The following is a 22,017-nucleotide window of genomic DNA, read 5'->3' on the forward strand; positions in this document are numbered from 1 at the left end:
AAAACGTATGAAGATAGGGTCTAAAATAGCACTGTTCTATACCGTTATTACGGTAGCGGCTATTGCTGTGGTTGTGCTGGTGTTCTACTTCTTCACTTCCCGCTACATCAATAACCTGTACGATTCTTATCTTGCAGAAAAAGCATTCCTCACTGCCCAGAAGCACTGGGAGAAGGATGAAGTGGATGAGTCCAGTTATCAGGAGATACAGCAGAAGTATAACGAGCTTTTGCCTCAAGCGCAGGAGGTATTGCTGAATATAGACAGTGTGCCTGCCATAACCGATTCTCTGAACAAGTATCTTGACGCTAATCAGCAAGTACGGCTTTTCAAGAGCATCCCTGTAGCTTTTGTTTATGGGAAACTGAGAGGGTCGGCTTTGTATTATCCTGATAACGAAGGTAATTTTGTAGTGCTGGTGATGGCGAGCAACCATTACGGGCACGATATACAGAAGCATATCCTGGTGCTTGCCGTCTTCCTGTTGCTGGTCAGTTGCGGCTTTATTTATCTCATCGGTCGGCTCTATGCCAACCGTATTCTGCGTCCCTTGCAGCACATACTCAAGGAATTGAAACGCATCCGGGGAAATAATCTGAATATCCGTATGAAAGCATTCGACAATAAGGATGAACTGGACGAGCTTATCCGTACCTTAAATGATATGCTCGATAGAGTCGATACGGCTTTCCAGGCAGAGAAGTCGTTTATCAGTAATGCTTCGCATGAACTGAATAATCCGCTTACGGCAATTCAGGGGGAGTGCGAAATCAGTTTGCTGAAAGAACGCTCTGCAGCAGAGTATATCGAATCGTTGCAGCGCATCTCCACGGAGAGTAAACGCATTATCCTGTTGATAAAGCATCTGCTGTTTCTTTCGCGGCAGGATAAGGAGCTTCTGCAGAATGCCAGGGAACAGATTGACTTGGTAGTGTTGTTGCGTGATTTATGCCTGCAATATCCACAAGTGGCATTCAGTACGGAACTGGCGGAAGGGCAAGCGCACATTACCGCCAATTACCATCTTCTTAGAGTAGCTCTGCAGAATATTATAGATAACGCTCGGAAATACTCCAAAGAGCAAGTGGAGATTTGCGTGGGGATGCATGACGGCAATTGGGTTATTGAAGTCGAAGATTATGGGATCGGTATTCCTGAAGATGAAATCAAGCATATTTTCCATTCGTTCTACCGGGCAAGCAATACGCGCGAATATGCCGGGCAGGGAATAGGGCTGAGCCTGTCAATGAAGATACTGGCTGTATATGGCGGCAAGATTACCATCAATTCGCAGGTAAACAAGTATACGCGGGTTACTGTGACTTTCGCCCGCGTATGATATCTCCTTTGGATTCTTTTATATTGTGATTTCTCCTGCCAGCGGACGGCTCATCAACTCCCGCACTTTGGCAGGGGGATAGTCGTGCCCCAAGAGGAACATGAGCTTGGTGACGGCAGACTCCGTTGTGCTGTCATATCCGCTGACGACGCCGGACTGCATTAATTGGTAGCCGGTTTCGTAGCGTTCCATTTCAACGGTGCCGGCACTGCACTGAGTTACGTTGACAATGACGATGCCTTGTTCGCAAGCATCGTGCAGGCGGCGGAGGAACCACTCGCTGCGGGGAGCGTTGCCCGAACCATAAGTCTCAAGCACCACCGCTTTCAAGCCTTCTGTGGCAAGTATGGCAGCAACGACATTCTCCTGGATACCGGGAAACAGCTTCAATACGGCAATATTGGTATCGAGCAGATAATGGGGCTTTAGTTCGCGGCGGTTGCCGTGCATCTGGATTTGCACATTATTATATTTAATATGTATGCCGGCAGAGGCAAGCACCGGATAGTTAAAGGAACGGAACGCATTGAAGTTTTCCGCATTCATCTTGGTGGTGCGATTGCCACGCATCAGGTGATTCTCGAAGAAGATACAGACTTCTGGCACGAGGGGCTGTCCGTTGGAATGGCGGGCGGTGGCAATCTCGATGCTGGTCAGCAGATTTTCCTTACCGTCGGTGCGCAGTACGCCGATGGGGAGCTGGGAACCGGTGAGGATGACGGGTTTGCTTAGTCCTTCGAGCATAAAGCTGAGGGCAGAGGCGGTATAGGCCATGGTGTCCGTGCCATGTAGAATGACGAAGCCGGAATATTGGTCGTAGTTGTCGCTGATGATGCGTACGAGTTTGCGCCAGGCATCCGGGTCCATATCCGAGGAATCCATGGGAGGATCGAACTGATAGGTATCGATTTGAAATGTATATCGTTGGAGTTCGGGCACATGCTTCTGCAACTGTTCGAAGTTGAAGTTTTCTAAGGCACCGGTTTCGGGGTTCTCTATCATGCCGATAGTTCCACCGGTGTATATTAGCAAAACGGAAGTGTTTTCTGTGTTCATACGCACTTTTCTTTCATAATTTCAATGCAAATATAATGATATATCTTGAAGATAATAACAAAATGTTAGAAAAGTACGCGCGGATTTGTAGAAATAAGGCATTTAAAGTATGAAAATGTAAGTTGTGTGCTGTGCATATTTCTTGCCTTTTTCAACCCTATCTATATTTTTATTACAAAAAAGTCGCAAAAAGTGATAGATTGAATGTTTTTATTCTTACTTTTGCAACACTTATCAGAAACGATAGAAACAAGAGACTATGAACAAGTACTATCAACATACAGTCACATCCATGTGCACCATGACCCTTAGGGGTTAGGGATAGTATTTTGTGTTTCTACGTGTTACACCATTTTCAAACAGTTTTTTCTATTTAAGAGGCATGTAAATGTCATTCGGAGGAGCAGGGCGACGAAGAATTTCTTCTCTTCGTATGCGGCTGCAGGGAGTAGATTCTTCACTACGCTCAGAATGACAGGTGCTTTTAGGATTTTAGGTAGTTACAAAAAAAAATAGCAATATAATGAAAGTAATTAAATTCGGCGGTTCATCCGTAGGAACCGCGAACAGTATTTTAAGCGTCAAGAGAATTGTAGAAGCAGTAGACGAACCGGTAATTGTAGTAGTGTCCGCATTGGGCGGCATCACAGACCAACTGATAAACACCTCCAAGATGGCAGCGGCCGGCGATGCTTCTTATGAGAATGAGTTCCGTGAGATTGTTTATCGCCATGTGGAAATGATTAAGGAAGTGATTCCTGCCGGAGAGGCGCAAGTTGCATTGCAGCGTCAGGTAGGCGAGTTGCTCAATGAACTGAAAGACATCTTCCAAGGCATTTATCTGATTAAAGACCTTTCGCAGAAGACCTCCGATACGATTGTAAGCTACGGTGAGCGTCTTTCTTCCATCATAGCCGCGCAGCTGACGGGAGCGGAATGGTTCGATTCGCGCAAGTTCATCAAGACAGAAAAGAAACATTCCAAGCATGTGCTGGACACGGAACTGACCAACTCACTGGTACGCGAGACATTCAGCAACCTGCCTCGACGTGTGCTCGTGCCGGGCTTTATCTCTACCGACAAAACAACGGGCGAGGTGACGAACTTGGGCAGAGGCGGTTCCGACTATACAGCCGCCATCATCGCTGCTGCACTGGATGCCGATTGTTTGGAAATATGGACCGATGTGGACGGTTTTATGACAGCCGACCCGCGTGTGATATCCAGAGCATATACCATCAGTGAGCTGACTTATGTAGAAGCTACCGAGCTTTGCAACTTCGGTGCGAAGGTGGTTTACCCGCCGACTATTTATCCGGTTTGCCACAAGAATATACCTATATTAATAAAGAATACGTTCAACCCCGATGGTGCGGGAACGGTTATCAAACAAGAGGTTTCCGATCCGCGCAGCAAGGCCATCAAGGGTATTTCGTCTATCAACGATACAAGTCTGATAACGGTGCAGGGCCTTGGTATGGTAGGTGTTATCGGTGTGAATTACCGCATCTTCAAAGTACTGGCAAAGAACGGCATCAGCGTGTTCCTTGTATCGCAGGCATCTTCGGAGAACTCTACGTCTATCGGTGTGCGCAATGCCGATGCCGACCTGGCTTGCGAAGTGCTGAACGAGGAATTTGCCAAAGAGATCGAGATGGGTGAGATTTCGCCTATCCAGGCCGAAAAAAACCTGGCTACGGTAGCCATCGTAGGCGAGAACATGAAGCATACGCCGGGTATTGCCGGTAAGTTGTTCGGCACGCTGGGACGTAACGGTATCAATGTGATTGCCTGTGCACAGGGTGCTTCGGAGACGAACATCTCGTTTGTAGTAGACAGCAAATCGCTGCGCAAGTCGCTGAATGTAATCCACGACTCCTTCTTCCTGTCAGAGTATCAAGTGCTGAACCTCTTTGTTTGCGGTATCGGTACGGTGGGCGGCAGTCTGATAGAGCAAATACACAGCCAGCGGCAGAAGCTGATGCTGGAAAACGGTTTGCAACTGAACGTAGTGGGCATTGCCGATGCCGACCGGGCAATGTTCAGCCGCGAAGGCTTCGACCTGGGACGTTTCCGCGAAGAACTGAAGGAGAAAGGCAAGGAGAGTTCACTGGAAACACTGCGCAACGAAATCATCGGTATGAATATCTTCAACTCCGTGTTTGTGGATTGTACGGCAAGTGCAGGAGTGGCCTCGCTCTACAAAGACTTGCTGCAGCACAACGTTTCCGTGGTGGCAGCCAACAAGATTGCCGCTTCGTCGGAATACGAGAACTACCGCGAACTGAAGCAGATTGCCCGTCAACGCGGTGTGAAGTATCTGTTTGAGACAAACGTCGGCGCAGGACTTCCCATCATCAACACGATAAACGACCTCATCCATAGCGGTGACAAGATACTGAAGATTGAAGCCGTGCTGAGCGGTACGCTGAACTACATCTTCAATAAGATCAGTGCGGATATTCCTTTCAGCAAGACCATCAAGATGGCGCAGGAAGAACGCTATTCCGAACCCGACCCGCGCATCGACCTCAGCGGTAAGGACGTTATCCGCAAGCTGGTGATTCTGGCACGTGAAGCCGGTTACCGCCTCGAACAGAGTGATGTGGAGAAGAACCTCTTCGTGCCCGATGACTTCTTTGAAGGCTCGCTGGACGACTTCTGGAAGAAAGTGCCGAGCCTCGATGCCGACTTCGAAGCCCGCCGCAAGGTACTGGAGGCCGAGAACAAGCACTGGCGCTTCGTTGCCAAGCTGGAGAACGGCAAGGCATCCGTAGGTTTGCAGGAAGTAGGCGCCAACCACCCGTTCTACGGTCTGGAAGGCAGCAACAACATCATCTTGCTGACTACGGAACGCTATAAAGAATATCCGATGATGATACAAGGCTACGGAGCTGGTGCAGGCGTAACGGCCGCGGGTGTATTTGCGGATATTATGAGTATTGCGAACGTTTAATAAGAAAGAAATGAAACATATTATTATATTGGGTGACGGCATGGCCGACTGGCCTGTGAAAGCCTTGGGCAACAAGACTTTGTTGCAGGCTGCCGACACACCTTGCATGGACAAGCTGGCACGCATGGGACGTGTGGGACGGTTGATGACCGTTGCCGAGGGTTTCCATCCGGGCAGTGAAGTGGCGAATATGTCCGTCATGGGCTATAACTTGCCGAAGGTGTACGAAGGCCGCGGCCCGCTCGAAGCCGCAAGCATCGGTGTGGACTTGCAGCCGGGTGAGATGGCGATGCGTTGCAACATTGTCTGCATCGAAGGCGATCTTATTAAGAACCACTCTGCCGGGCACATCACTACTGAAGAGGCCGATGTATTGATACAATACCTGCAAGAACAATTAGGCGACGAACGTGTGCACTTCTATACCGGTGTACAATACCGCCACCTGCTGGTGATAAAAGGCGGAGACAAACGCATAGACTGCACCCCGCCGCACGATGTTCCGTTGAAACCTTTCCGCCCGTTGCTGGTGAAGCCTGCGGAGGGCACGGAGAACATCACCGTTCCCGAAGGCGGAGCAGACCTTACCCCCAGTCAGACGGCCGACCTGATTAACAGCCTGATTCTTCGTTCGCAAGAACTCTTGAAGAACCATCCCATCAACCTGCAGCGTATCGCCGAAGGCAAAGACCCTGCCAACAGCATCTGGCCCTGGAGCCCCGGTTACCGTCCGCAGATGGAACGCCTCTCCGACAAATTCCCGCAAGTGGAACGCGGTGCCGTGATTTCTGCCGTAGACCTGATTAACGGCATCGGCTACTATGCCGGACTGCGCCGCATCACCGTAGAAGGTGCCACCGGCCTTTACGACACCAACTACGAAAACAAGGTAGCCGCCGCCCTCGATGCCCTGAAGACCGACGATTTCGTCTATCTCCATATCGAAGCCAGCGATGAGGCCGGTCACGAGGGAAACATCCCCTTAAAGATAATGACCATCGAGAACCTGGACAAGCGTGCCGTCGGCCCTATCTATGAAGCAGTGAAAGATTGGGATGAGCCCGTAGCCATCGCCGTGCTTCCCGACCATCCCACCCCCTGCGAACTTCGCACACACACCAACGAACCGATTCCTTTTCTCATCTGGTATCCGGGCATCGAGCCGGACGAGGTGCAGAATTACGACGAAGTATCTGCCTGCAACGGCAGCTACGGACTGATGAAAGAAGACGAATTTATCAATGAATTTATGAAGCATTAGCCCCCATTCATTAACTATCAATTATCAATTATCAATTATCAACTATCAACTATGAACTATTATAGTACCAACAAACAAGCCCCCGAAGCTACCCTTGAAGAAGCCGTAGTGCGCGGACTTGCCGCAGACAAAGGACTTTTCATGCCCTTTACAATCAAACCCTTACCGCAAGAGTTTTACGACAGTATCGATACGCTTTCCTTCCAGGAGATAGCCTATCGCGTGGCAGACGCCTTCTTCGGCGAAGACGTCCCGGCCGACGTGTTGAAACAGATTGTGTACGACACGCTGAACTTCGATGTTCCCCTCGTGCCGGTTACGGAAAACATCTACTCCCTTGAACTGTTCCATGGCCCCACGCTTGCCTTCAAGGATGTAGGCGGCCGCTTCATGGCGCGTCTGCTGGGCTACTTCATCAAGAAGGAAGGCAAGCGGCAGGTCAATGTCCTCGTAGCCACTTCCGGCGATACGGGCAGCGCCGTTGCCAACGGTTTCCTGGGTGTGGAAGGCATTCACGTCTATGTACTCTACCCGAAAGGGAAAGTCAGCGAAATCCAGGAAAAGCAGTTCACCACGCTGGGGCAGAACATCACCGCCCTCGAAGTGGACGGCACGTTCGACGACTGCCAGGCATTGGTAAAGTCCGCTTTCATGGACCGCGAGTTGAACGAGCACCTGCAACTGACCAGTGCCAACTCCATCAACGTGGCCCGCTTCCTGCCGCAAGCGTTCTATTACTTCTATGCATACGCCCAACTGAAACGTGCCGGACGTGCCGATAACGCCGTCGTCTGCGTGCCCAGCGGCAACTTCGGCAACATCACTGCCGGTCTCTTCGGCAAGCGCATGGGGCTGCCCGTGCGTCGTTTCATTGCCGCGAACAACCGCAACGACATCTTCTATCAATACCTGCAGACGGGTGTTTACGCGCCCCGCCCCAGCATCGCCACCATTGCCAATGCCATGGATGTGGGCGATCCCAGCAACTTTGCCCGCGTACTCGACCTTTACGGAGGCAACCATGCCGCCATCTCTGCCGAGATCAGCGGTGCCACCTATACCGACAGTCAGATTGCTGAAACCATGCAGGCCGTCTGGAAGCAAGACCACTACCTGCTCGATCCCCACGGTGCCTGCGGTTTCCGTGCCTTGACCGAAGGTCTGCAACCCGGCGAAACGGGCGTATTCCTGGAAACGGCACATCCGGCAAAGTTCAAGGATACGGTAGAGAAGATTATCGGCGAAGCCGTTGAGATTCCGGCGAAGCTGCAAGCCTTTATGCAGGGCGAGAAGAAGAGCCTGCCGATGTCGAAGGAGTTTGCAGACTTCAAGGGGTATTTGATGAAGGTATAGGAGTATTAGATTCAGGCACGGATTACACGGATTTCGCGGAAAGATTTTTTAGACGCGGATTGAGCGGATCAATCCGCTCAATCCCCTGACAACCTATCTCACAAGGCCCGTCCCGCCTTATAGGACTCAAACAGATAACTCGGGTTTTCGTAATACATACTGCTGTTGTAATTATCCAGACTGTCCGAAATCCAAGAGTTATAGACTTCTATCAGCCCCTCAATGGCAGGTTTGTTCTCCCATTTGCAAACGTCAATAATCAGTCTGTGATAGACTTTTCCTATATCCCAATGGGTGGGAATGCGATATTGGCAGGCAGCCACATTGTCGAATGTTCCTTCCGAAATGCGGTGTTTATTGATTAACTCATGCGTTATCTTGTCTATGTTTTCGCTATGGTAAACATCCGCCAGGTCGTAAATATGTTCCAGTTCTTCTTTGCCGAGAGCATTTACTATCACCTTTCGTTTATTCTTAGTCTGGCGTGCAATGTAGTCTATCAGGCTGCAAACAAAGAAAAGATCATTCTGTTTTTTATCTTCCCGTCCATTCATTTCTTTACCTCCTCACTTCCTTTAAATGTCAGGCATTGTAACGCTTTTGGGGTACAAAAGTTGATCTGATGCGTGGGATATTTGAATTTCGCCAATACCCAGAATTGTTCCCTTGTCAATACTCCGTTTATGTAGTCGGAGATATAGTTGTAAATTTGGTCATCTGCCATTGCGCCGATAACGATATCGTAGTCGTGCGAGGTATTGTGGCGGCAAGCTACAATGAAATCAAGCCATTCTTCTGTCATTTCTTTGAAATGAAGAGTTTTCAGGGAGGAGTTCTCCTGATAATCGTAGATGCTGACTATGGGGGTGGGATAGCGTTTGGACCATCGTTCGGCTTGTTCCTTTATTTCGGTGCAATAGAAGCCGCAGCCAAAGTCCTTGGCGAATTCTCCCTTTATGATTCGGGGAGTTTCTATTGCTTGGTAACCTCCGTGATATATTGTCATAAATTTGGTTGCTATAGGGGCTTTTCAGCCGTTCGTATCCTTGTTAATCTGTTCACAAAGGTAGCTTTTTCTTTCGATAATACGCTAATTTGGAGTAAAGAAACGACCATCCCTGCACGCTGCATTGTGCCTGGATGGTCGTTTCTCTTTTCCCTGACGGGGCTGACGGAGAGAGTGTTATCCCAACGGGTTTTCACTTTGGTCGCCGTCGCTGCCGCCACCGCCTTCACCGGAGCCGCCGCCTTGCTGGCCACCGCCGCCGGAGCCTCCGGGGCGTGCGGCTACTTTGTACTCCTGATAAGCCTTGACGCTGTTGTAGGTGAAGCCTTCTTCCACTACGCCGATGTTCTCGAATGAGAGTCCGTTCTTGATGGACGTCATCAGTTCCTTGCTGGGGGTGAAGATGACTTTGACGTTCTTCATCATGGTGGCGGCGTCGAACTTCGTGACGTCGTCCACGCCCTGGCTGCCGAAGCTGAGGCGGAGGGTGCCGAGTTCGCCCAGGCGGACGCTGTTGCCCTGCTGCAGCTCGTGGGGAATGCCGTCGCACACGAAGTTGAACGACGATTCCAGTTCCGTGGGGGCGGTGGTGGTGTTGCGGGTCACGACCTTGCACACGGCGCGCGTGTTGAGTTGGTTCACTACCGAGGGGATGGCGTACCATTTGCCCGGTTCATCTTTCTTTTGTGGGTTTGTTCTTTTGACAAGTTTAAATTTAGCCATAAGTTTGCTATGAATTAGTTAATAATATTCCCCCTTTCGGGAGAGGGTTATCTTGGGTCTTAATCTGCATGCGGGAGGAGGCAAATCTGCATGCGGGTGCAGATTTTGCTCCTCCCGCATGCGGCAAAATTTCCTCCCGCATGCAGATTTGCCCGGATGCGGGAGGAGATTTTGCTACGTTAGGGAGGCGGGATTGCACCGTGCCGTTACTTCGTTTTCGGGGTGCCCCAGATATCGCTGTGATAGCCGTCTTGTGGGTCAGCGTTGCTGATGTAGGCACCTTCAAAGCAATCCCAGGTGCTCCAAGTCCCATCGTCGGGGGCGTATTTCCAGAGTTCGGGGGCTTTGCCCGGAGAATCTGCCTCACTGCCGACTGATTCAAAACAGCTATCGAAGTTCATTTTTTTGCCTGCGAAGCGTTCTGCCATCTTGCTTTCTTCGCAGAATATCTGCTTGTTCAGCGTTGCTTTTTTGCACTCGTAGAAGCAGTTGGGAAAATTAGTCGCTTCCATATTCTTGTCGAACAGCTTTGTGGGGATACTTTGCAGTGCTGAGCAACCGGAGAAGCAACTGCCGAAATTGGTCGCTTTTGTATTTTTGTCAAACAGCCCTGGGGGTATGCTTTGCAGTGCTGAGCAGGCGTAGAAGCAAATTTCGAAATTAGTCGCTTCCGTGTTTAGGGCAAATAGTCCGCCGGGTATATTTTCCAGTACTGAGCAGCCGTAGAAGCAGTAGCTGAAATCTGTCGCTTTCGTATTATTGGTAAACAGAGCTCCGGACACGCTTTTCAGTGTCGAGCAATCTCGGAAGCAACTTCCGAAATCAGTCACTCCCGTGTTCAGCAAAGGAGTCTCTATGCTTAGGAGCTTTGTACGATTGGTACCGGTATAGCTGTTTCTATACCAGTAGAAGTTCATTTCTGGTATTTGTTGCATGGTTGCGTCCGGTTGGTTGGAGGAAATGGTGATGGTGTATTCACCTGCTTGCTCATAGGTATGCTTGAAGGCATCGGTGCTGCTGAGTCCGGTGCCATGGGGTACGAGGATTTCTTCTCCTCCTTCTTCCCACTTTACCTTGATGCCTGCCGGGGTGGAACCGGAGGTGGGGAAGGGGATGAAAAAGGTTTCGTTGGCTGCATTCGTCTTGATTTTGAAACTCATTACCGCCTGCGTATAGTCTTCGCTTGGAGTTTGCCAATCATTCCCGATGATGGTTGCGGTATATCGATGCCCCTCTTCATACTTTTTGCCCGTTGTAGATTTCAACTTGGCCGTATAGACTTTATCTCCTACGAGCGATACGCTGAAGCTGCCGTTTGCCGGAAGCTCGGCAGGCTCGAAGCTTAGAAAGGCGGTCAGCGTACTCGTTTTGTTGTCGAACGTCACGGCGTCCTGCGCGAAATAGAGGCTCTGAGCTACGCAGTTGCTTGCCGACCATTGCAGTTGCTTCAACTTCCCTACTTTATCAGGAATGCCGCTCAGCTCGAACTTCATGATGCAGTTTTTCATCTGCAGCGTAAAGCCCTTCTCAAGCTCCGTTTCAGTTATACCTTCCGCTCCTAATGTTATGAATTTCTTCAAGTGATCGGTGCTTTTGTCTGCTGTTTGTATCTGCGTAGCGCCGTAAGAGGAGGGAGAGTAATAAATGTCATACGTCGCCGCGTCACTGTAGATCGTTATTTCAAAGTCGGCGGAGGGAGCTCCGTCTTCACCTTCATAAGTATATGTATCGTAATAATACATGTCGCCGTTTCTATCATAGGCCTCTACACGCAGCTGATCCCCCTTCTGCCAGGTCAGTTCCAGTCGGTCGTCATCATAGGCCACCCGGGTTTGTGCATCGTTCTTGTTTCCGGGCATGCTTACGCGCAGGGTTATCGTCTTCGGCTCGTTTCCGTCTTGGCCGTCCTGTGGGTTGTCAGTCCAATCTTCATTGGTGCAGCCTGTGGCTGCTGCCACGAATGCGGCGATGAGCGCCGCACATTTCAGGCAGTTTGAGATCTTCATCATTGCTCTACGGTTAGGATGTCGTTAATCAAATCTTCCAAATCGCTGCTCGAGGCGCTGTTGTAGTTTCGTGTATTGCCGCTCGAGATGCTTCGGGTGGCGGAACCGCCGTCGTACACGGGGTCCATGCTGGCCGCCATCACGCTTCCTTCGTTTTCCACCGCTATCACTTCGATGCAGGGAGCGGTGTACTTCTGTCTTTCTTTCTGTTTCATACGGATAATATGTTTAGAATGTTATACAAATGTTCTGGGGTGGGTATACGAAATCATCCGCAGGGCACGCTATGGGGCGTGCTCTGCGGATGATTCTTGTATTCGGAGCGTACGGCTCCGTATATTGAGAGTGAATAATATTTACATTAACGGGGGGGGGGGGTAAACACCTTCCGGCAGCCTGGGCTGCAGGCTGTGAGGGTATATCGCGTCCGGCGGTGTTGTTCATTGTCCTTGTCCTCTTCTTTATAAAGTACGACAAAGGTAGTTAAATATTCGGAATGTATTCAGCTTTCTTCCGGTTTTTGTGCATTTATTCTTCCCATCTTATAATGATTGTTCCATAGTACCAGCACCTCGATCTGTAGCAGGCTGTGCCGGTAGAAGAGGGTGTAGTCGGGGTGGGGCGTGATGTAGCGTATATTCTCTGTTTCGGTCGGTTGCCCGATGAAAGGGTTCAGGCTGACGCGGTGCAGGGCGCCTTCAAGCAGTTGGAACATCATCTTGCTGTACTGTTTGCTTTGATGCCTTTCCTGGGAAGAAAGCAGAAGTTCCTTCAAGGCTTCCTTCGCCAGGGGCGACCAGGTTACTTTTTTAGCCATGCTTCTACCTCCTTGCTGATGGTTATGTCCTCTTGTCCTTGCCCTTCGTCCAGTTGCCGGCAGGCTGTCCGGATGGCGTGGCGCAGCCGGGTGGAGAAGACGAGGACTTCTTTTTCTTGTTTTGTTTTTGCCATATAGTCAATCTCCTTTGTACTAAAACATTTTAGGACTGTGAATTGTTTGAGCGGAAAAAAGGTAAGTTTATGAAAGATAAGAAACTGGAAGCCAATCTCAGCATGATGGCATCGCGCGTCATGGCAGGACTGAATATGAATGGACTGAAATATCTGCTGCCTTTGTGGATGGGTGCGTTGACGGGTGTCACGGTGCGTTGCATCTTTGCCGCCGTGGCATTCTGGGCGACAGGCTGGTTTGTAAAAGAAGCACCCGCCACGAGGCGGCAACGCGTCGGGCTGTTCTGCCTGGGAGCCTTCGGGCTCTACGGATTCATGTTCTGCTATCTGCTGGGCATCAGCAAGACGACGCCCGTTTCCAGTGCCATCTTCAACTCCATGCAGCCCATCTGGGTATTCCTTATTTCGGTCTTCTTCCTGCACGAGAAGGCAACATTGATGAAAATCATCGGCATCGCTTTGGGCTTTGGCGGTGCGTTGCTGTGCATCCTTACGCAAGGCAGCGACGACCTGGCGCATGACGCATTTACGGGGAACATGCTCTGTATGGTCAGCTCACTGGTTTTTGCCATTTACTTGATTGTGAGCAAGCGGTTGCTGGAAGAGGTTGAAGTCGTGACGATGATGAAGTATATCTTCGGCGGTGCGGCAGTCTCCGGGCTGGTGGTATCGTCCATCGTAGGCTGGGATGCGCCGATGTTTGCGGATGCCTGGCAAGGGGAGTGGCATTGGATGCCGTGGGCGGTGTTGGCGTTCGTTCTTATCTTTCCTACTTACCTCAGCTATTTCCTGGTGCCCATCGGACTGAAGTATCTCAAGACGACGGTGGTGGCGATGTACAGTTATCTGATATTGGTGGTGACGACGGTCGTCTCGCTCTCCTTGGGGCAGGACCGCTTCAGCTGGACGCAGGCTGTTGCTATCGCTATGATCTGCGTGAGCGTGTACTTTGTGGAGGTGGCGGAGAGGAAGAAGTAGATACGCGGATGCGTATCTTATTTAATAATTGATGAATATCAGATACTCCCCTTCTGCCTCAATCGTAAACTCCGTGCCCGTGCATTCGTTGAGCGTACCTTGCCACCAATTGGTGAAGTCGCTGAGAGGATAGGTCAAGCCGTGCCCGTGCAGGCCGTGGGCGGTGAAGTTGATGATGGAGACCTGCTGCCCGGGACGACAAGTAAAGGTGTGGGTACCCCGGCAGGGGATGAAAACACCATAATCTGTATAGGTGCGTACGTCTGCTCCGGCACGCATGTAGTCGATGAGCAGACTGATGTTGCCCAGCGTATGGTCTTCGCGCTTGCCCGTGGCTCCCACAATGGCGATATGGCGCTTGCCTTGCTCCAGCAGATAATTGACAGCTTTGGTCTGATCGTTCGTTTCCTGATCGCTGAGCCGATGTAGGATATGTCCGTACTTCGTCCGGTTCTCTTTACTGAGAGAGTCACCGTCACCGATAATCACGTCGGGTACGTGTCCCCGGCGGATGTATTCGTCGGCGCCGCCGTCACAACAGACTACGTAAGGGGCATCTGTCAAGCATTGCAAAGGCAGAACCGCCGTCGGATAGTCCCCATTGGCGAGGACTACCGCTTCTATTTTTCCATTATTCTTTTCCATTTGAAGTAGCCAAAGATAGCGATTATTGTGTAAAGGGCGTATAGTCCGGCAGTAAAATCGAGCCCTTTGTAGATGTACAGTCCGGCGCTGACGGCATCGACGGCAATCCATGCCCACCATTGTTCCACATATTTGCGGGCCAGCATCCACATGCCGATGATGCTCAAGGCGGTGGTGAAGGAATCCAGCCAGGGGACGTTGCTGTCGGTGAAATTTATCAGTACCCAGGCGATGCCTGCAAGGGCAAGTATAAACACACCTGCAAGCGGCAGCAGATAGCGGTGCGGCACGCGAGTAATGGGGAGTTCATGCTCTTCCGCCTTCTGTCCTTTTGTTCTTCTGTCTTCTCCTTCTTGTATTGTCTTCTTCTGTCGTAGCAACTTCCGGCGCACGAAACTTCCATACTTCCACATTATCCAACCATAGACGGCAGCACCCAGGTAGTAGATGTTGATGCCAAAGTCGGCATACAGCCCTGCATCGTAGTAAACAAAGATGTAGACGGCCGGCATGATGATGCCCGCTATCCACAGATAGATGCTGGCCCGGTATTCCAACCAGAGGTAGAGGAGCCCGACGAGCGTGCCGATGATTTCAAGAGTTTGTTCCATTTAGAAGCTGATTGCTATATGTCCTAATACATTTGTTCCTGCCTGTGCAGCATAACCGGCATCATTATAGCGTACCTTTTCGCCGTTTTCTATCTCATAATAGCTGCCCGCATATCCATTATTCTCATACTCCTCATTGAATAAGTTGTAGATGGTGCAACCCACGGTGACAGACTTCAGTTTGGGCAGCTTGAATGTATACGACAGGTTCAGATTACTAACGAAATAAGCATCCAGCGTACACTCCTCCTGCCGGGCATTGCTCATATACTGCTTGCTGATGTACTGCGATTGCAACGCCGCCTCGAATCCTCTGAACGTATATCCGAAACGGTTGTTCAGGATAAAATCAGGCGAAAAAGCAATAGGCGTATCATCGTGCTTGATAACCCAGGCTTCAGTACCCACTGTTCCGTCTTCGAATAGCGTCTCGGTGAAATCCTGTACCCGGTTCTTGCTCAGCGTAGCATTGATATCCCACTGGAAACCACAAGGCAACTTGATGCCTGCCATCAACTCGATTCCCATGCGGTAGCTGTCCGGCACATTGTTGGCCATCGGTTCACCGATTTCGTTCAGTTCGCCCGTCAGTACCAACTGGTCTTTGTAGTCCATATAATAAAGATTAGCACCTGCGCTCAGCCACGAGTTAGCATAAGTATAACCCAGTTCGTAGTCGAAGAGGCGTTCGGCTTTGGGATGGTTCGTAAAATAGCCGTCGGTATAGTTATTCCGCGTCGGTTCTTTATGCGCCACGCTGAACGAACCGTACAAACGATTGTTGCGGTCTATCTGCCAGGAAAGCCCTGCTTTGGGGTTGAAGAAGTCGAAGTTCTCATCGATGGCCAGCTTCTGCATACCGGGAGTGGTGGCAGTCCAGTCGTACTTGTCATTCGAGCCGTTGATCTTATAATCGATGTGGCGGTATTGCAAATCGAGGTAGGCGCTGAGGCTGCCGAACAGTTCGTAATTCGCTTTCAGGTAGATATTCCCGTCGTTCTTCGTGGCATTGTTTTGGTAATAGTCATGGTCTGGGTCCAGTGTTCCGATGTAGTTCTGTACCCAAAGCACCTTGCCGAAGTGGTCGCCGTCGTACCGGTTCAATCCGCCGCCCAGTGAAGCATTCAGCCGGTCGCCTTTGTAACTCACGGAGAAGATGCCACCACCAAACCAGTTGTCCATCGCCTTTTTGCGGATAAGATCACTTTTCTCTACCAGACTGCCGTTGTGCTCGAAGGGCGCCATTCCGTATTCCACCAGTGAGCGTCCGCCTTTATACTCCTGATAATAGCCGTCGCCTTTGGTGTAGTGTAAGCCGATGTTCAGGTTCCATTGCGAAGTGAAATTATGGTTTAGCAACAGTTGGTAGTTTTTCTGTGTATAGTTATCGGTCTGGTCATCGTAGAAGTGCGGCGTGCCATCATCGGTGGTGTACATAAATCCGCAAGAGTTATATCGCCGTCCGTACAGTTCCATCTCCTCCTTGCTTGCATAGTTCCAGGCGTGGTAAGTCCGTTCCTTGCCGGCAAAGGTGATCAGCTTGATGGAAGTGTTGTCATCATAATATCCGCCTTGCAGATAGTACGAATTCAGCCCTACCGATGCCCGGTCTATATAACCGTCCGTACTGATATTCGAGAGCCTTGCATCGAACGACCAATGTTCGTCTATCAGCCCCGTACCTACCTTTACCGTTTCTTTGTGTGTATTGAAAGAACCGTACGAGCCATTGAATTCGGCATACGGTTTCATTGAGAAATCTCCCGTCTGCATGTTGATGCTTGCCCCGAAAGCGCCTGCACCATTCGTCGATGTACCTGCGCCGCGCTGTATCTGCATATCCTTTACGGACGAGGCAAAGTCAGGCAGATTTACCCAAAACACGGTGTGACTCTCGGCGTCATTGATAGGAACACCATTGGCTGTGACGTTGATGCGCGTACCGTCCGTTCCGCGCACTCGCAGGGTGGTGTAGCCTACGCCGGCACCGGCATCACTTGTGGTGATGGCGCTGGGCGTCATGCTCAGCAGATAAGGCAGGTCCTGCCCGAAATTCTGTTTTTTCAGTTGTTCTTTGCTTACGTTGGTAAATGCTACCGGCGTGTTTGCGGTAGCACGTGTGGATATCACTTCTACTTCTTGCAGGTTTATCACCCGCAGACTGTCCTTTTCGTGCGTCTGCGCATAGACGCCCAGTGCTGCCGCCAGCAGGCAGACTGCTATTGCATGTCTCTTCATTCGCAATAATTCCATTTAGATTAATACAGAAAAGGGGGGACTTTTCTTCTTTTCCCTACGTCGGCACTACCCGAATCAGGTCAATGGGTATGATCTCAGCCCGTCATATTAGGGCACCCCTTAGTTGAAATCAGCGGCAAAAGTAGAGCTTTCTGTTGAAAGAGGCAAACGAAGTGAACGAAAATCAAGAGTAATTTGTTAATTTTGCAGTCAACTAATTTAAAAAACGAATTACATTATGCTATCACCTCTATTACTGGCAGCCCTTGCTGCCCAAACAGCCGAAGACGGCTTCAGTAAAGTGCAAATCCTTATCCAGCAACTGATAGACTGGGGGGTAAGTGCCGGTGGACGACTCATCGGAGCCATTATCATATTTGTGGTCGGACGGTTCTTGATATCTCTTATCAGGAAGCTCTTATCCCGCGTCCTGGCAAAGAGACACATCGATGCCGGTGTCCAGACCTTTGTTAAGAGCCTGGTCAATATTACGCTGACCATCTTATTGATTATTGCCGTTATCGGCAAGCTGGGAGTGGAAACGACTTCATTTGCCGCTTTGTTGGCATCTGCCGGTGTTGCCATCGGTATGGCGTTGTCCGGAAACTTGCAGAACTTCGCGGGTGGACTTATCGTATTGCTCTTCCGTCCCTTTAAAGTAGGCGACTGGATTGAAGGGCAGGGAGTGTCCGGTACGGTACGCGAGATTCAAATCTTCCATACCATTCTTACTACTGCCGACAACAAAGTGATTTACGTCCCTAATGGTGCTTTGAGCAGTGGTACGGTGACTAATTACAGCCGTGAAGATACCCGCCGCGTAGATTGGGTGATCGGTGTGGAATATGGCGAGAATTATGATAAAGTAGAGAGTACTGTGCGTCGTATCATTGCCGACGATAGTCGCATTCTGAATACCCCGGAGCCTTTTGTAGCTCTCCATGCCTTGGATGCCAGCAGTGTGAATGTGGTGATTCGCGTATGGGTGAAGAGCGGAGATTACTGGGGCGTTTATTTCGATATGAACAAGAATATTTACTCCGTATTCAATAAGGAAGGAATAGGCTTCCCCTTCCCGCAGTTGACGGTACATCAGGCGAAAGACTGATAAATAATAAATTAGCGGGCAACCTTAGGCTGCCCGCTAATTTATTATTTATGATTCGTAAACTCCCACTTCCTCTTCTATCTCTTCGCAAACATCTTGCTTCAGATTCAGCAGGCGATTGATTTCCCTTCGTTTCTCCAAGTCCGTGAAGTAGCTTTCTACTACCGCATAAAGATCGAACCCGGTTGTGGAACCTGCTGCCAGATCGAGTGACTCTACCATTTTCTCTACTGCCTGATGAATGCGTTTCTTGCTAATGAAATGCAACTCATTACTATGAATTAAACTCTTTTCCATAATACTTGCTGTTTTGGTTATTTGTAGATATAACATTCCATCGAGCAGGTTAGTTCAAACAGAGTAGGAGGATGCCGGGATTCACGGCATGTTTTACAGCATTACATTTAGCCTTCTTAGATAGATTTGTGTACGAACTGTCCGTCAATCCAGATAGTAGCATGTTTCCCCTGGAACTTCAGCAGAACATAATTTGGATCCGTAGGGCCTTCGGTAAAGTGTTCGATGAACCAATCTTGCCACATCTCCTTCTTGGTGGCTTCGTCTTCAATCACCTCCACCTCTCCTGTAAGTGCAACGCTGTTGCCGTTTTCCTGAAAGCACAAGCCGGCTTTCGGGTTTGCGATGAAATCTTTCGTCTTCAAAGAATCTTTCCCGGTGGACATCCATACGGTTGAGGCCCCTTCCGACTTAATCTTGCTCATGGGCACGGGGCGGGGATAGCCCTCTTTGTTGATGGAGGTGATTATTACTACTTCGCACCTTTCCAGGATTTCTGTTGCTTTTTCAATAAGTGTTGCCATTATTACTATAGTTTATATATTCGTGGTAAATATAAGAATAATCTTTTAGGGGAACCAAGATGATTTTAACTATTTCATTCTTTAAATAAAGAAGCAACCTCCAAATTGAAGATTGCTTCTTACTAAATAGTAAACCGATGATACTTACTCTATAGTTACCGCCGTACCGCAGGCAGTCACCATCAGCATACTGCCGCTTCCTCCTACTGTTTCGTAGTCAAGGTCAACGCCAATTACTGCATTGGCTCCCAGCATCAGAGCTTGTTCCTGCATCTCGCGCAATGCTGTATCTTTGGCTTCGCGAAGCACTTCTTCGTAGGAGCCGCTTCGTCCGCCTACTACATCACGGATGCTGGCGAAGAAATCACGAAACACGTTGGCACCGATAATTGTTTCACCGGAAACAATGCCATAATAACGGGTGATACGTCCACCCTCAATAGTCGGGGTTGTTGTTACTAACATAATCTTATTTCTCGTTTTAAAGTTATTTGCATACTATTAGACGCAGGGAGAGGGCGAAAAGTTGCAATCTTAAAAATATATCTTATAACTGATATTACTATACTTTGACCGTTTCTATTTCTGTTCCTCTTTTGTTCTATTTCTCTTATCTATCTTACCTTCTCCCTATTTCCTTCTTGTCTATAGAGTGGGAAGATACAAGAACCAGGTAAGACTCGGGTAGGAACCGGGTAGGAAGGAGGTAGGAGTCGGGGCTAATTGTTCTTTTTGTCGTTTTGGAGGAGGTGAACAATCTATTTTTGGTGTGTTGGGGAGCGGAAATCTTTTTGAAATATTAACCATGTATTTCCTCGTATCAAAAAGGGCTACACCATTTGCCCAAAAGGGTGTAGCCATAATCACCAAAGGGTGTAGCCATCCGGGGCAAAGGGTGTAGCCTTTTTTGAGAAGCGTTTTAGGTACCTTAGAATAGAATACCGAATCTCACTGAAAGGGTGTTGTGAGTAAGCTTTTCCTTGAACTCTGCTATATAATAATCATTCTTGTATTTTTTCAATCGTTCCAGTTTCTGCATCTCGTATCCCAATCCTAATAATAGCTTGATATTGCCATGAATTGCGTATTGCACGCCTATTGAAGGGGTCAAGAGGAATCCTCCATTAGCCTCCTTAGTAGGAGCAAAAGCATATCCTGCACCACATAGCAGGTAGGGAACGAATTTCCTCGGAGCAGTGAGCAGAAACTTTGCATCTACAAAGGCCGGAATCAAAGCTTCTTCGTAGACTAAAAGTCCGGTTCCTGCACCGATAGCGAAGCGTTCTGTCAGTTTGTGATGTACCGATATCTGCCACGAGAAAGGGGTAGAAGAGGGTTCACTCATCGGAATACCGGTCCCGATGGTGGTGGTATAGGTGATAGGGTTCTTATTCTGTCCTTTTATTGCTACTGCAACCAAGGCAAACATTGATAGAAAGATAAATTTCTTCATTGTATATAGATCGTTATATGTTTTACAATATGGAGAGCCGTTGTCAATGTGGAAGTATCAGCTTCTATATCGCCGGAACTTCCATCGGGACTGCTGTGTCCTGCCAGAACGGCTTCGAAAAACTTCTTGCCAGACAGTAAGTCTACATCTGCGGAATAGACAACGGCGGGCTGCCCACTACCTTCTTTCCCGCCGGAATAGTTGGGAGTACCTTTTGTGGCAGATTTGGGATAATGGTCGTTGAAGTCAGTAGAATGGTTGATTTCAATCTTGACTCTGAACTGTCTCAATTTGTCAGTCAGATGCAGCCTTACGTCGAAGTTGCCGCGGGGAGTTGCTCCTGATATACCATCTGTCAGCGGATGGTCTTTGGTGGGCAGATAGAGTCCGTCTTCGTATTGTACTCCGCGCGAGTAACACCAATGTGGCAGAGCCTCTTTCCGGCGGTTGCCTCCTGCGCTTTGCCACGATTGGGTTGCTATCTTGTGGCTGGCATAGATAGTAAATAAGTATTTGCCTTGCATATCTTCTACCCAAATGGCTATTTGCGGAGGGTTCTTCTTCTTGATTCCCAGGAATAACGGGAAATCGTGCAACCATTCTTCACCTTGTTCAATACACACTTTTAGATCTCCGCTTTCGTACTTTATCAGTTCCTCTTGGCAGGCACAAAAGGACAAGAGTGATAAATAAATCCATACCATAATCATTTTCTTCATCTTAATATATTTATTTGTTAGTATATCCATTATTATTGTTACCGGGTGGGAACATCGCGTGCACAAGTCATCCTGTTGCCATAAATGAGTTTTGATGATACTATGCCGGGAAGGCTTTATCGATGAGGTGGTCTATTCCACAGATTATTTGTTCCCAACCCGAATTGTCGTTCAGAGGAATGCCATTGTAGACGGGGCAGAAGTCCTCCAGCATCACGAGATAGGTGATGGAGGCTGTTACAATGGATGCCATTGCAGCAAGTTCTTTTTGCGGATAACCGGTGAGGTCGCTAACTTTTTCTATGAGTTGAAGACCAGCATTCTCCCGCTGCTGCCTTAGCTTTACGATCATTTCATTGTCCGAAGAGAGCTCCCACCTGTAAAGCCTTCTTAGGGTAGGGTTGCTGCGTAGCTGTTCTATTTGCTCCCGGAACATCTTTCTTAGAAAGGCGGGCAGTTGGCTGCGATCAGGAATTTCCTGGGGGAGGTTAATCCAGAAGTCATGTTGACGTATATATGCCGCCATCAATCCTTCTACAGAACCGAAATAGCGATATACCAATATCTTGGAAACACCGGACTGTGCAGCAACAGCATTGATGCCTATCTTCTCAAAACCATTATCGTTTATCATCTGTCCGATGGTGCCTAATAAACGCTTTTCGGTTGCCTCTCTGTCTCTTTCGGTGGTGATGCTTTTTGCCTTCATATTGTTTAATGTTACTGATCGGAAACAAAGATATGTTACTGATTGGAAACATGCAAGGAAAAACAAGAAAATTTATTCTTTTCT

Annotated in this window: 23 protein-coding genes and 1 riboswitch; of the genes, 6 read left to right on the plus strand and 17 right to left on the minus strand. The window is 49.0% G+C overall.

The genetic code is table 11. The features are described from left to right. The first annotated feature begins 7 nt into the window (after positions 1–7). Positions 8–1,339 (plus strand): sensor histidine kinase, encoded by a 1,332-nt coding sequence (locus AAE250_RS16750; protein ID WP_294595688.1) that lies wholly within the window; start codon positions 8–10, stop codon positions 1,337–1,339. Positions 1,340–1,357: 18 nt separating this feature from the next. Here the strand turns inward: AAE250_RS16750 and AAE250_RS16755 are convergent, their stop codons facing one another. Then, positions 1,358–2,395, minus strand: coding sequence for an asparaginase (locus AAE250_RS16755; protein WP_294595690.1), 1,038 nt, complete (start codon positions 2,393–2,395; stop codon positions 1,358–1,360). Between the two features lie 523 nt (positions 2,396–2,918). On the opposite strand from AAE250_RS16755, the gene thrA reads away from it, so the two are divergent. The 3 genes from thrA to thrC are packed head-to-tail and all read left to right on the plus strand — an operon-like array spanning position 2,919 to position 7,965. Beyond that, the gene (gene thrA / locus AAE250_RS16760) at positions 2,919–5,351 is read left to right on the plus strand and encodes a bifunctional aspartate kinase/homoserine dehydrogenase I (RefSeq protein WP_294595692.1); all 2,433 of its coding nucleotides are present in this window, start codon (positions 2,919–2,921) and stop codon (positions 5,349–5,351) included. Between the two features lie 10 nt (positions 5,352–5,361). Continuing rightward, positions 5,362–6,612 (plus strand): cofactor-independent phosphoglycerate mutase, encoded by a 1,251-nt coding sequence (locus tag AAE250_RS16765; protein ID WP_294595695.1) that lies wholly within the window; start codon positions 5,362–5,364, stop codon positions 6,610–6,612. A 51-nt stretch (positions 6,613–6,663) separates the two neighbouring features. Beyond that, complete coding sequence (gene thrC / locus AAE250_RS16770) at positions 6,664–7,965, plus strand: threonine synthase (RefSeq protein WP_294595696.1); 1,302 nt, start codon at positions 6,664–6,666, stop codon at positions 7,963–7,965. 98 nt (positions 7,966–8,063) lie between these two features. Here thrC and AAE250_RS16775 read toward each other — a convergent pair whose 3' ends face one another. From AAE250_RS16775 to AAE250_RS16805, 7 genes are all read right to left on the minus strand, one after another. Further along, a complete protein-coding gene (locus AAE250_RS16775; RefSeq protein ID WP_294595698.1) occupies positions 8,064–8,519 on the minus strand; it encodes a hypothetical protein in 456 nt (151 codons plus the stop codon). Further along, positions 8,516–8,971, minus strand: coding sequence for a DUF3990 domain-containing protein (locus tag AAE250_RS16780; protein WP_294595700.1), 456 nt, complete (start codon positions 8,969–8,971; stop codon positions 8,516–8,518). The genes AAE250_RS16775 and AAE250_RS16780 overlap by 4 nt, the downstream gene beginning before the upstream one ends. A 177-nt stretch (positions 8,972–9,148) precedes the next feature. Continuing rightward, entirely contained in the window at positions 9,149–9,694 is a 546-nt protein-coding gene (locus AAE250_RS16785; RefSeq protein ID WP_294595702.1) for an HU family DNA-binding protein, read from the minus strand. Between the two features lie 206 nt (positions 9,695–9,900). Continuing rightward, a complete protein-coding gene (locus AAE250_RS16790) occupies positions 9,901–11,703 on the minus strand; it encodes a hypothetical protein (protein ID WP_342289174.1) in 1,803 nt (600 codons plus the stop codon). Further along, positions 11,700–11,915 (minus strand): hypothetical protein, encoded by a 216-nt coding sequence (locus AAE250_RS16795; RefSeq protein WP_294595706.1) that lies wholly within the window; start codon positions 11,913–11,915, stop codon positions 11,700–11,702. Before AAE250_RS16795 ends, AAE250_RS16790 begins: the two co-directional genes overlap by 4 nt. A 287-nt stretch (positions 11,916–12,202) precedes the next feature. Beyond that, entirely contained in the window at positions 12,203–12,517 is a 315-nt protein-coding gene (locus AAE250_RS16800; RefSeq protein ID WP_294595708.1) for a type II toxin-antitoxin system RelE/ParE family toxin, read from the minus strand. Next, on the minus strand, positions 12,502–12,651 hold the full coding sequence (locus tag AAE250_RS16805) for a hypothetical protein (protein ID WP_294595709.1): 150 nt from the start codon (positions 12,649–12,651) through the stop codon (positions 12,502–12,504). The genes AAE250_RS16800 and AAE250_RS16805 overlap by 16 nt, the downstream gene beginning before the upstream one ends. A gap of 69 nt (positions 12,652–12,720) precedes the next feature. On the opposite strand from AAE250_RS16805, the gene AAE250_RS16810 reads away from it, so the two are divergent. Then, the gene (locus AAE250_RS16810) at positions 12,721–13,629 is read left to right on the plus strand and encodes a DMT family transporter (protein WP_294595711.1); all 909 of its coding nucleotides are present in this window, start codon (positions 12,721–12,723) and stop codon (positions 13,627–13,629) included. A 21-nt stretch (positions 13,630–13,650) separates the two neighbouring features. Here the strand turns inward: AAE250_RS16810 and AAE250_RS16815 are convergent, their stop codons facing one another. From AAE250_RS16815 to AAE250_RS16825, 3 genes are read right to left on the minus strand one after another with little or no spacing between them, the layout of a single operon-like run. After that, positions 13,651–14,274, minus strand: a complete 624-nt coding sequence (locus tag AAE250_RS16815) for a thiamine diphosphokinase (protein WP_294595713.1) — start codon at positions 14,272–14,274, stop codon at positions 13,651–13,653. Then, a complete protein-coding gene (gene pnuC / locus AAE250_RS16820; protein WP_294595715.1) occupies positions 14,250–14,885 on the minus strand; it encodes a nicotinamide riboside transporter PnuC in 636 nt (211 codons plus the stop codon). The genes AAE250_RS16815 and pnuC overlap by 25 nt, the downstream gene beginning before the upstream one ends. After that, complete coding sequence (locus AAE250_RS16825; RefSeq protein ID WP_294595716.1) at positions 14,886–17,123, minus strand: TonB-dependent receptor; 2,238 nt, start codon at positions 17,121–17,123, stop codon at positions 14,886–14,888. Positions 17,124–17,157: 34 nt separating this feature from the next. Beyond that, positions 17,158–17,254, minus strand: a riboswitch (TPP riboswitch). A 107-nt stretch (positions 17,255–17,361) separates the two neighbouring features. Between AAE250_RS16825 and AAE250_RS16830 the strand changes: the two genes are divergently transcribed. Next, positions 17,362–18,231: a mechanosensitive ion channel family protein gene (locus AAE250_RS16830; RefSeq protein ID WP_294595718.1), complete on the plus strand. Its 870-nt coding sequence runs from the start codon at positions 17,362–17,364 to the stop codon at positions 18,229–18,231. Positions 18,232–18,279: 48 nt separating this feature from the next. Here the strand turns inward: AAE250_RS16830 and AAE250_RS16835 are convergent, their stop codons facing one another. From AAE250_RS16835 to AAE250_RS16860, 6 genes are all read right to left on the minus strand, one after another. Continuing rightward, positions 18,280–18,528, minus strand: a complete 249-nt coding sequence (locus AAE250_RS16835) for a hypothetical protein (protein WP_294595719.1) — start codon at positions 18,526–18,528, stop codon at positions 18,280–18,282. Positions 18,529–18,644: 116 nt separating this feature from the next. Continuing rightward, complete coding sequence (locus AAE250_RS16840) at positions 18,645–19,052, minus strand: pyridoxamine 5'-phosphate oxidase family protein (protein WP_294595720.1); 408 nt, start codon at positions 19,050–19,052, stop codon at positions 18,645–18,647. A gap of 144 nt (positions 19,053–19,196) precedes the next feature. Continuing rightward, positions 19,197–19,517, minus strand: coding sequence for a heavy metal-binding domain-containing protein (locus AAE250_RS16845; protein ID WP_294595722.1), 321 nt, complete (start codon positions 19,515–19,517; stop codon positions 19,197–19,199). A 463-nt stretch (positions 19,518–19,980) separates the two neighbouring features. After that, entirely contained in the window at positions 19,981–20,505 is a 525-nt protein-coding gene (locus AAE250_RS16850) for a hypothetical protein (protein ID WP_294595724.1), read from the minus strand. Next, a complete protein-coding gene (locus AAE250_RS16855) occupies positions 20,502–21,224 on the minus strand; it encodes a hypothetical protein (RefSeq protein ID WP_294595726.1) in 723 nt (240 codons plus the stop codon). The genes AAE250_RS16850 and AAE250_RS16855 overlap by 4 nt, the downstream gene beginning before the upstream one ends. A gap of 100 nt (positions 21,225–21,324) precedes the next feature. Beyond that, a complete protein-coding gene (locus tag AAE250_RS16860) occupies positions 21,325–21,933 on the minus strand; it encodes a TetR/AcrR family transcriptional regulator (protein ID WP_294595728.1) in 609 nt (202 codons plus the stop codon). Positions 21,934–22,017: the final 84 nt, after the last annotated feature.

The sequence above is a fragment of the Bacteroides sp. GD17 genome, assembly GCF_038448625.1.
Taxonomy (GTDB): domain Bacteria; phylum Bacteroidota; class Bacteroidia; order Bacteroidales; family Bacteroidaceae; genus Bacteroides.

Bases quoted from the DNA above. Each gene is read 5' to 3' on its own strand.
- AAE250_RS16750 (WP_294595688.1), top strand. From the start codon at position 8: ATGAAGATAGGGTCTAAAATAGCACTGTTCTATACCGTTATTACGGTA.
- AAE250_RS16755 (WP_294595690.1), bottom strand. From the start codon at position 2,395: ATGAACACAGAAAACACTTCCGTTTTGCTAATATACACCGGTGGAACT.
- thrA (WP_294595692.1), top strand. From the start codon at position 2,919: ATGAAAGTAATTAAATTCGGCGGTTCATCCGTAGGAACCGCGAACAGT.
- AAE250_RS16765 (WP_294595695.1), top strand. From the start codon at position 5,362: ATGAAACATATTATTATATTGGGTGACGGCATGGCCGACTGGCCTGTG.
- thrC (WP_294595696.1), top strand. From the start codon at position 6,664: ATGAACTATTATAGTACCAACAAACAAGCCCCCGAAGCTACCCTTGAA.
- AAE250_RS16775 (WP_294595698.1), bottom strand. From the start codon at position 8,519: ATGAATGGACGGGAAGATAAAAAACAGAATGATCTTTTCTTTGTTTGC.
- AAE250_RS16780 (WP_294595700.1), bottom strand. From the start codon at position 8,971: ATGACAATATATCACGGAGGTTACCAAGCAATAGAAACTCCCCGAATC.
- AAE250_RS16785 (WP_294595702.1), bottom strand. From the start codon at position 9,694: ATGGCTAAATTTAAACTTGTCAAAAGAACAAACCCACAAAAGAAAGAT.
- AAE250_RS16790 (WP_342289174.1), bottom strand. From the start codon at position 11,703: ATGATGAAGATCTCAAACTGCCTGAAATGTGCGGCGCTCATCGCCGCA.
- AAE250_RS16795 (WP_294595706.1), bottom strand. From the start codon at position 11,915: ATGAAACAGAAAGAAAGACAGAAGTACACCGCTCCCTGCATCGAAGTG.
- AAE250_RS16800 (WP_294595708.1), bottom strand. From the start codon at position 12,517: ATGGCTAAAAAAGTAACCTGGTCGCCCCTGGCGAAGGAAGCCTTGAAG.
- AAE250_RS16805 (WP_294595709.1), bottom strand. From the start codon at position 12,651: ATGGCAAAAACAAAACAAGAAAAAGAAGTCCTCGTCTTCTCCACCCGG.
- AAE250_RS16810 (WP_294595711.1), top strand. From the start codon at position 12,721: ATGAAAGATAAGAAACTGGAAGCCAATCTCAGCATGATGGCATCGCGC.
- AAE250_RS16815 (WP_294595713.1), bottom strand. From the start codon at position 14,274: ATGGAAAAGAATAATGGAAAAATAGAAGCGGTAGTCCTCGCCAATGGG.
- pnuC (WP_294595715.1), bottom strand. From the start codon at position 14,885: ATGGAACAAACTCTTGAAATCATCGGCACGCTCGTCGGGCTCCTCTAC.
- AAE250_RS16825 (WP_294595716.1), bottom strand. From the start codon at position 17,123: ATGAAGAGACATGCAATAGCAGTCTGCCTGCTGGCGGCAGCACTGGGC.
- AAE250_RS16830 (WP_294595718.1), top strand. From the start codon at position 17,362: ATGCTATCACCTCTATTACTGGCAGCCCTTGCTGCCCAAACAGCCGAA.
- AAE250_RS16835 (WP_294595719.1), bottom strand. From the start codon at position 18,528: ATGGAAAAGAGTTTAATTCATAGTAATGAGTTGCATTTCATTAGCAAG.
- AAE250_RS16840 (WP_294595720.1), bottom strand. From the start codon at position 19,052: ATGGCAACACTTATTGAAAAAGCAACAGAAATCCTGGAAAGGTGCGAA.
- AAE250_RS16845 (WP_294595722.1), bottom strand. From the start codon at position 19,517: ATGTTAGTAACAACAACCCCGACTATTGAGGGTGGACGTATCACCCGT.
- AAE250_RS16850 (WP_294595724.1), bottom strand. From the start codon at position 20,505: ATGAAGAAATTTATCTTTCTATCAATGTTTGCCTTGGTTGCAGTAGCA.
- AAE250_RS16855 (WP_294595726.1), bottom strand. From the start codon at position 21,224: ATGAAGAAAATGATTATGGTATGGATTTATTTATCACTCTTGTCCTTT.
- AAE250_RS16860 (WP_294595728.1), bottom strand. From the start codon at position 21,933: ATGAAGGCAAAAAGCATCACCACCGAAAGAGACAGAGAGGCAACCGAA.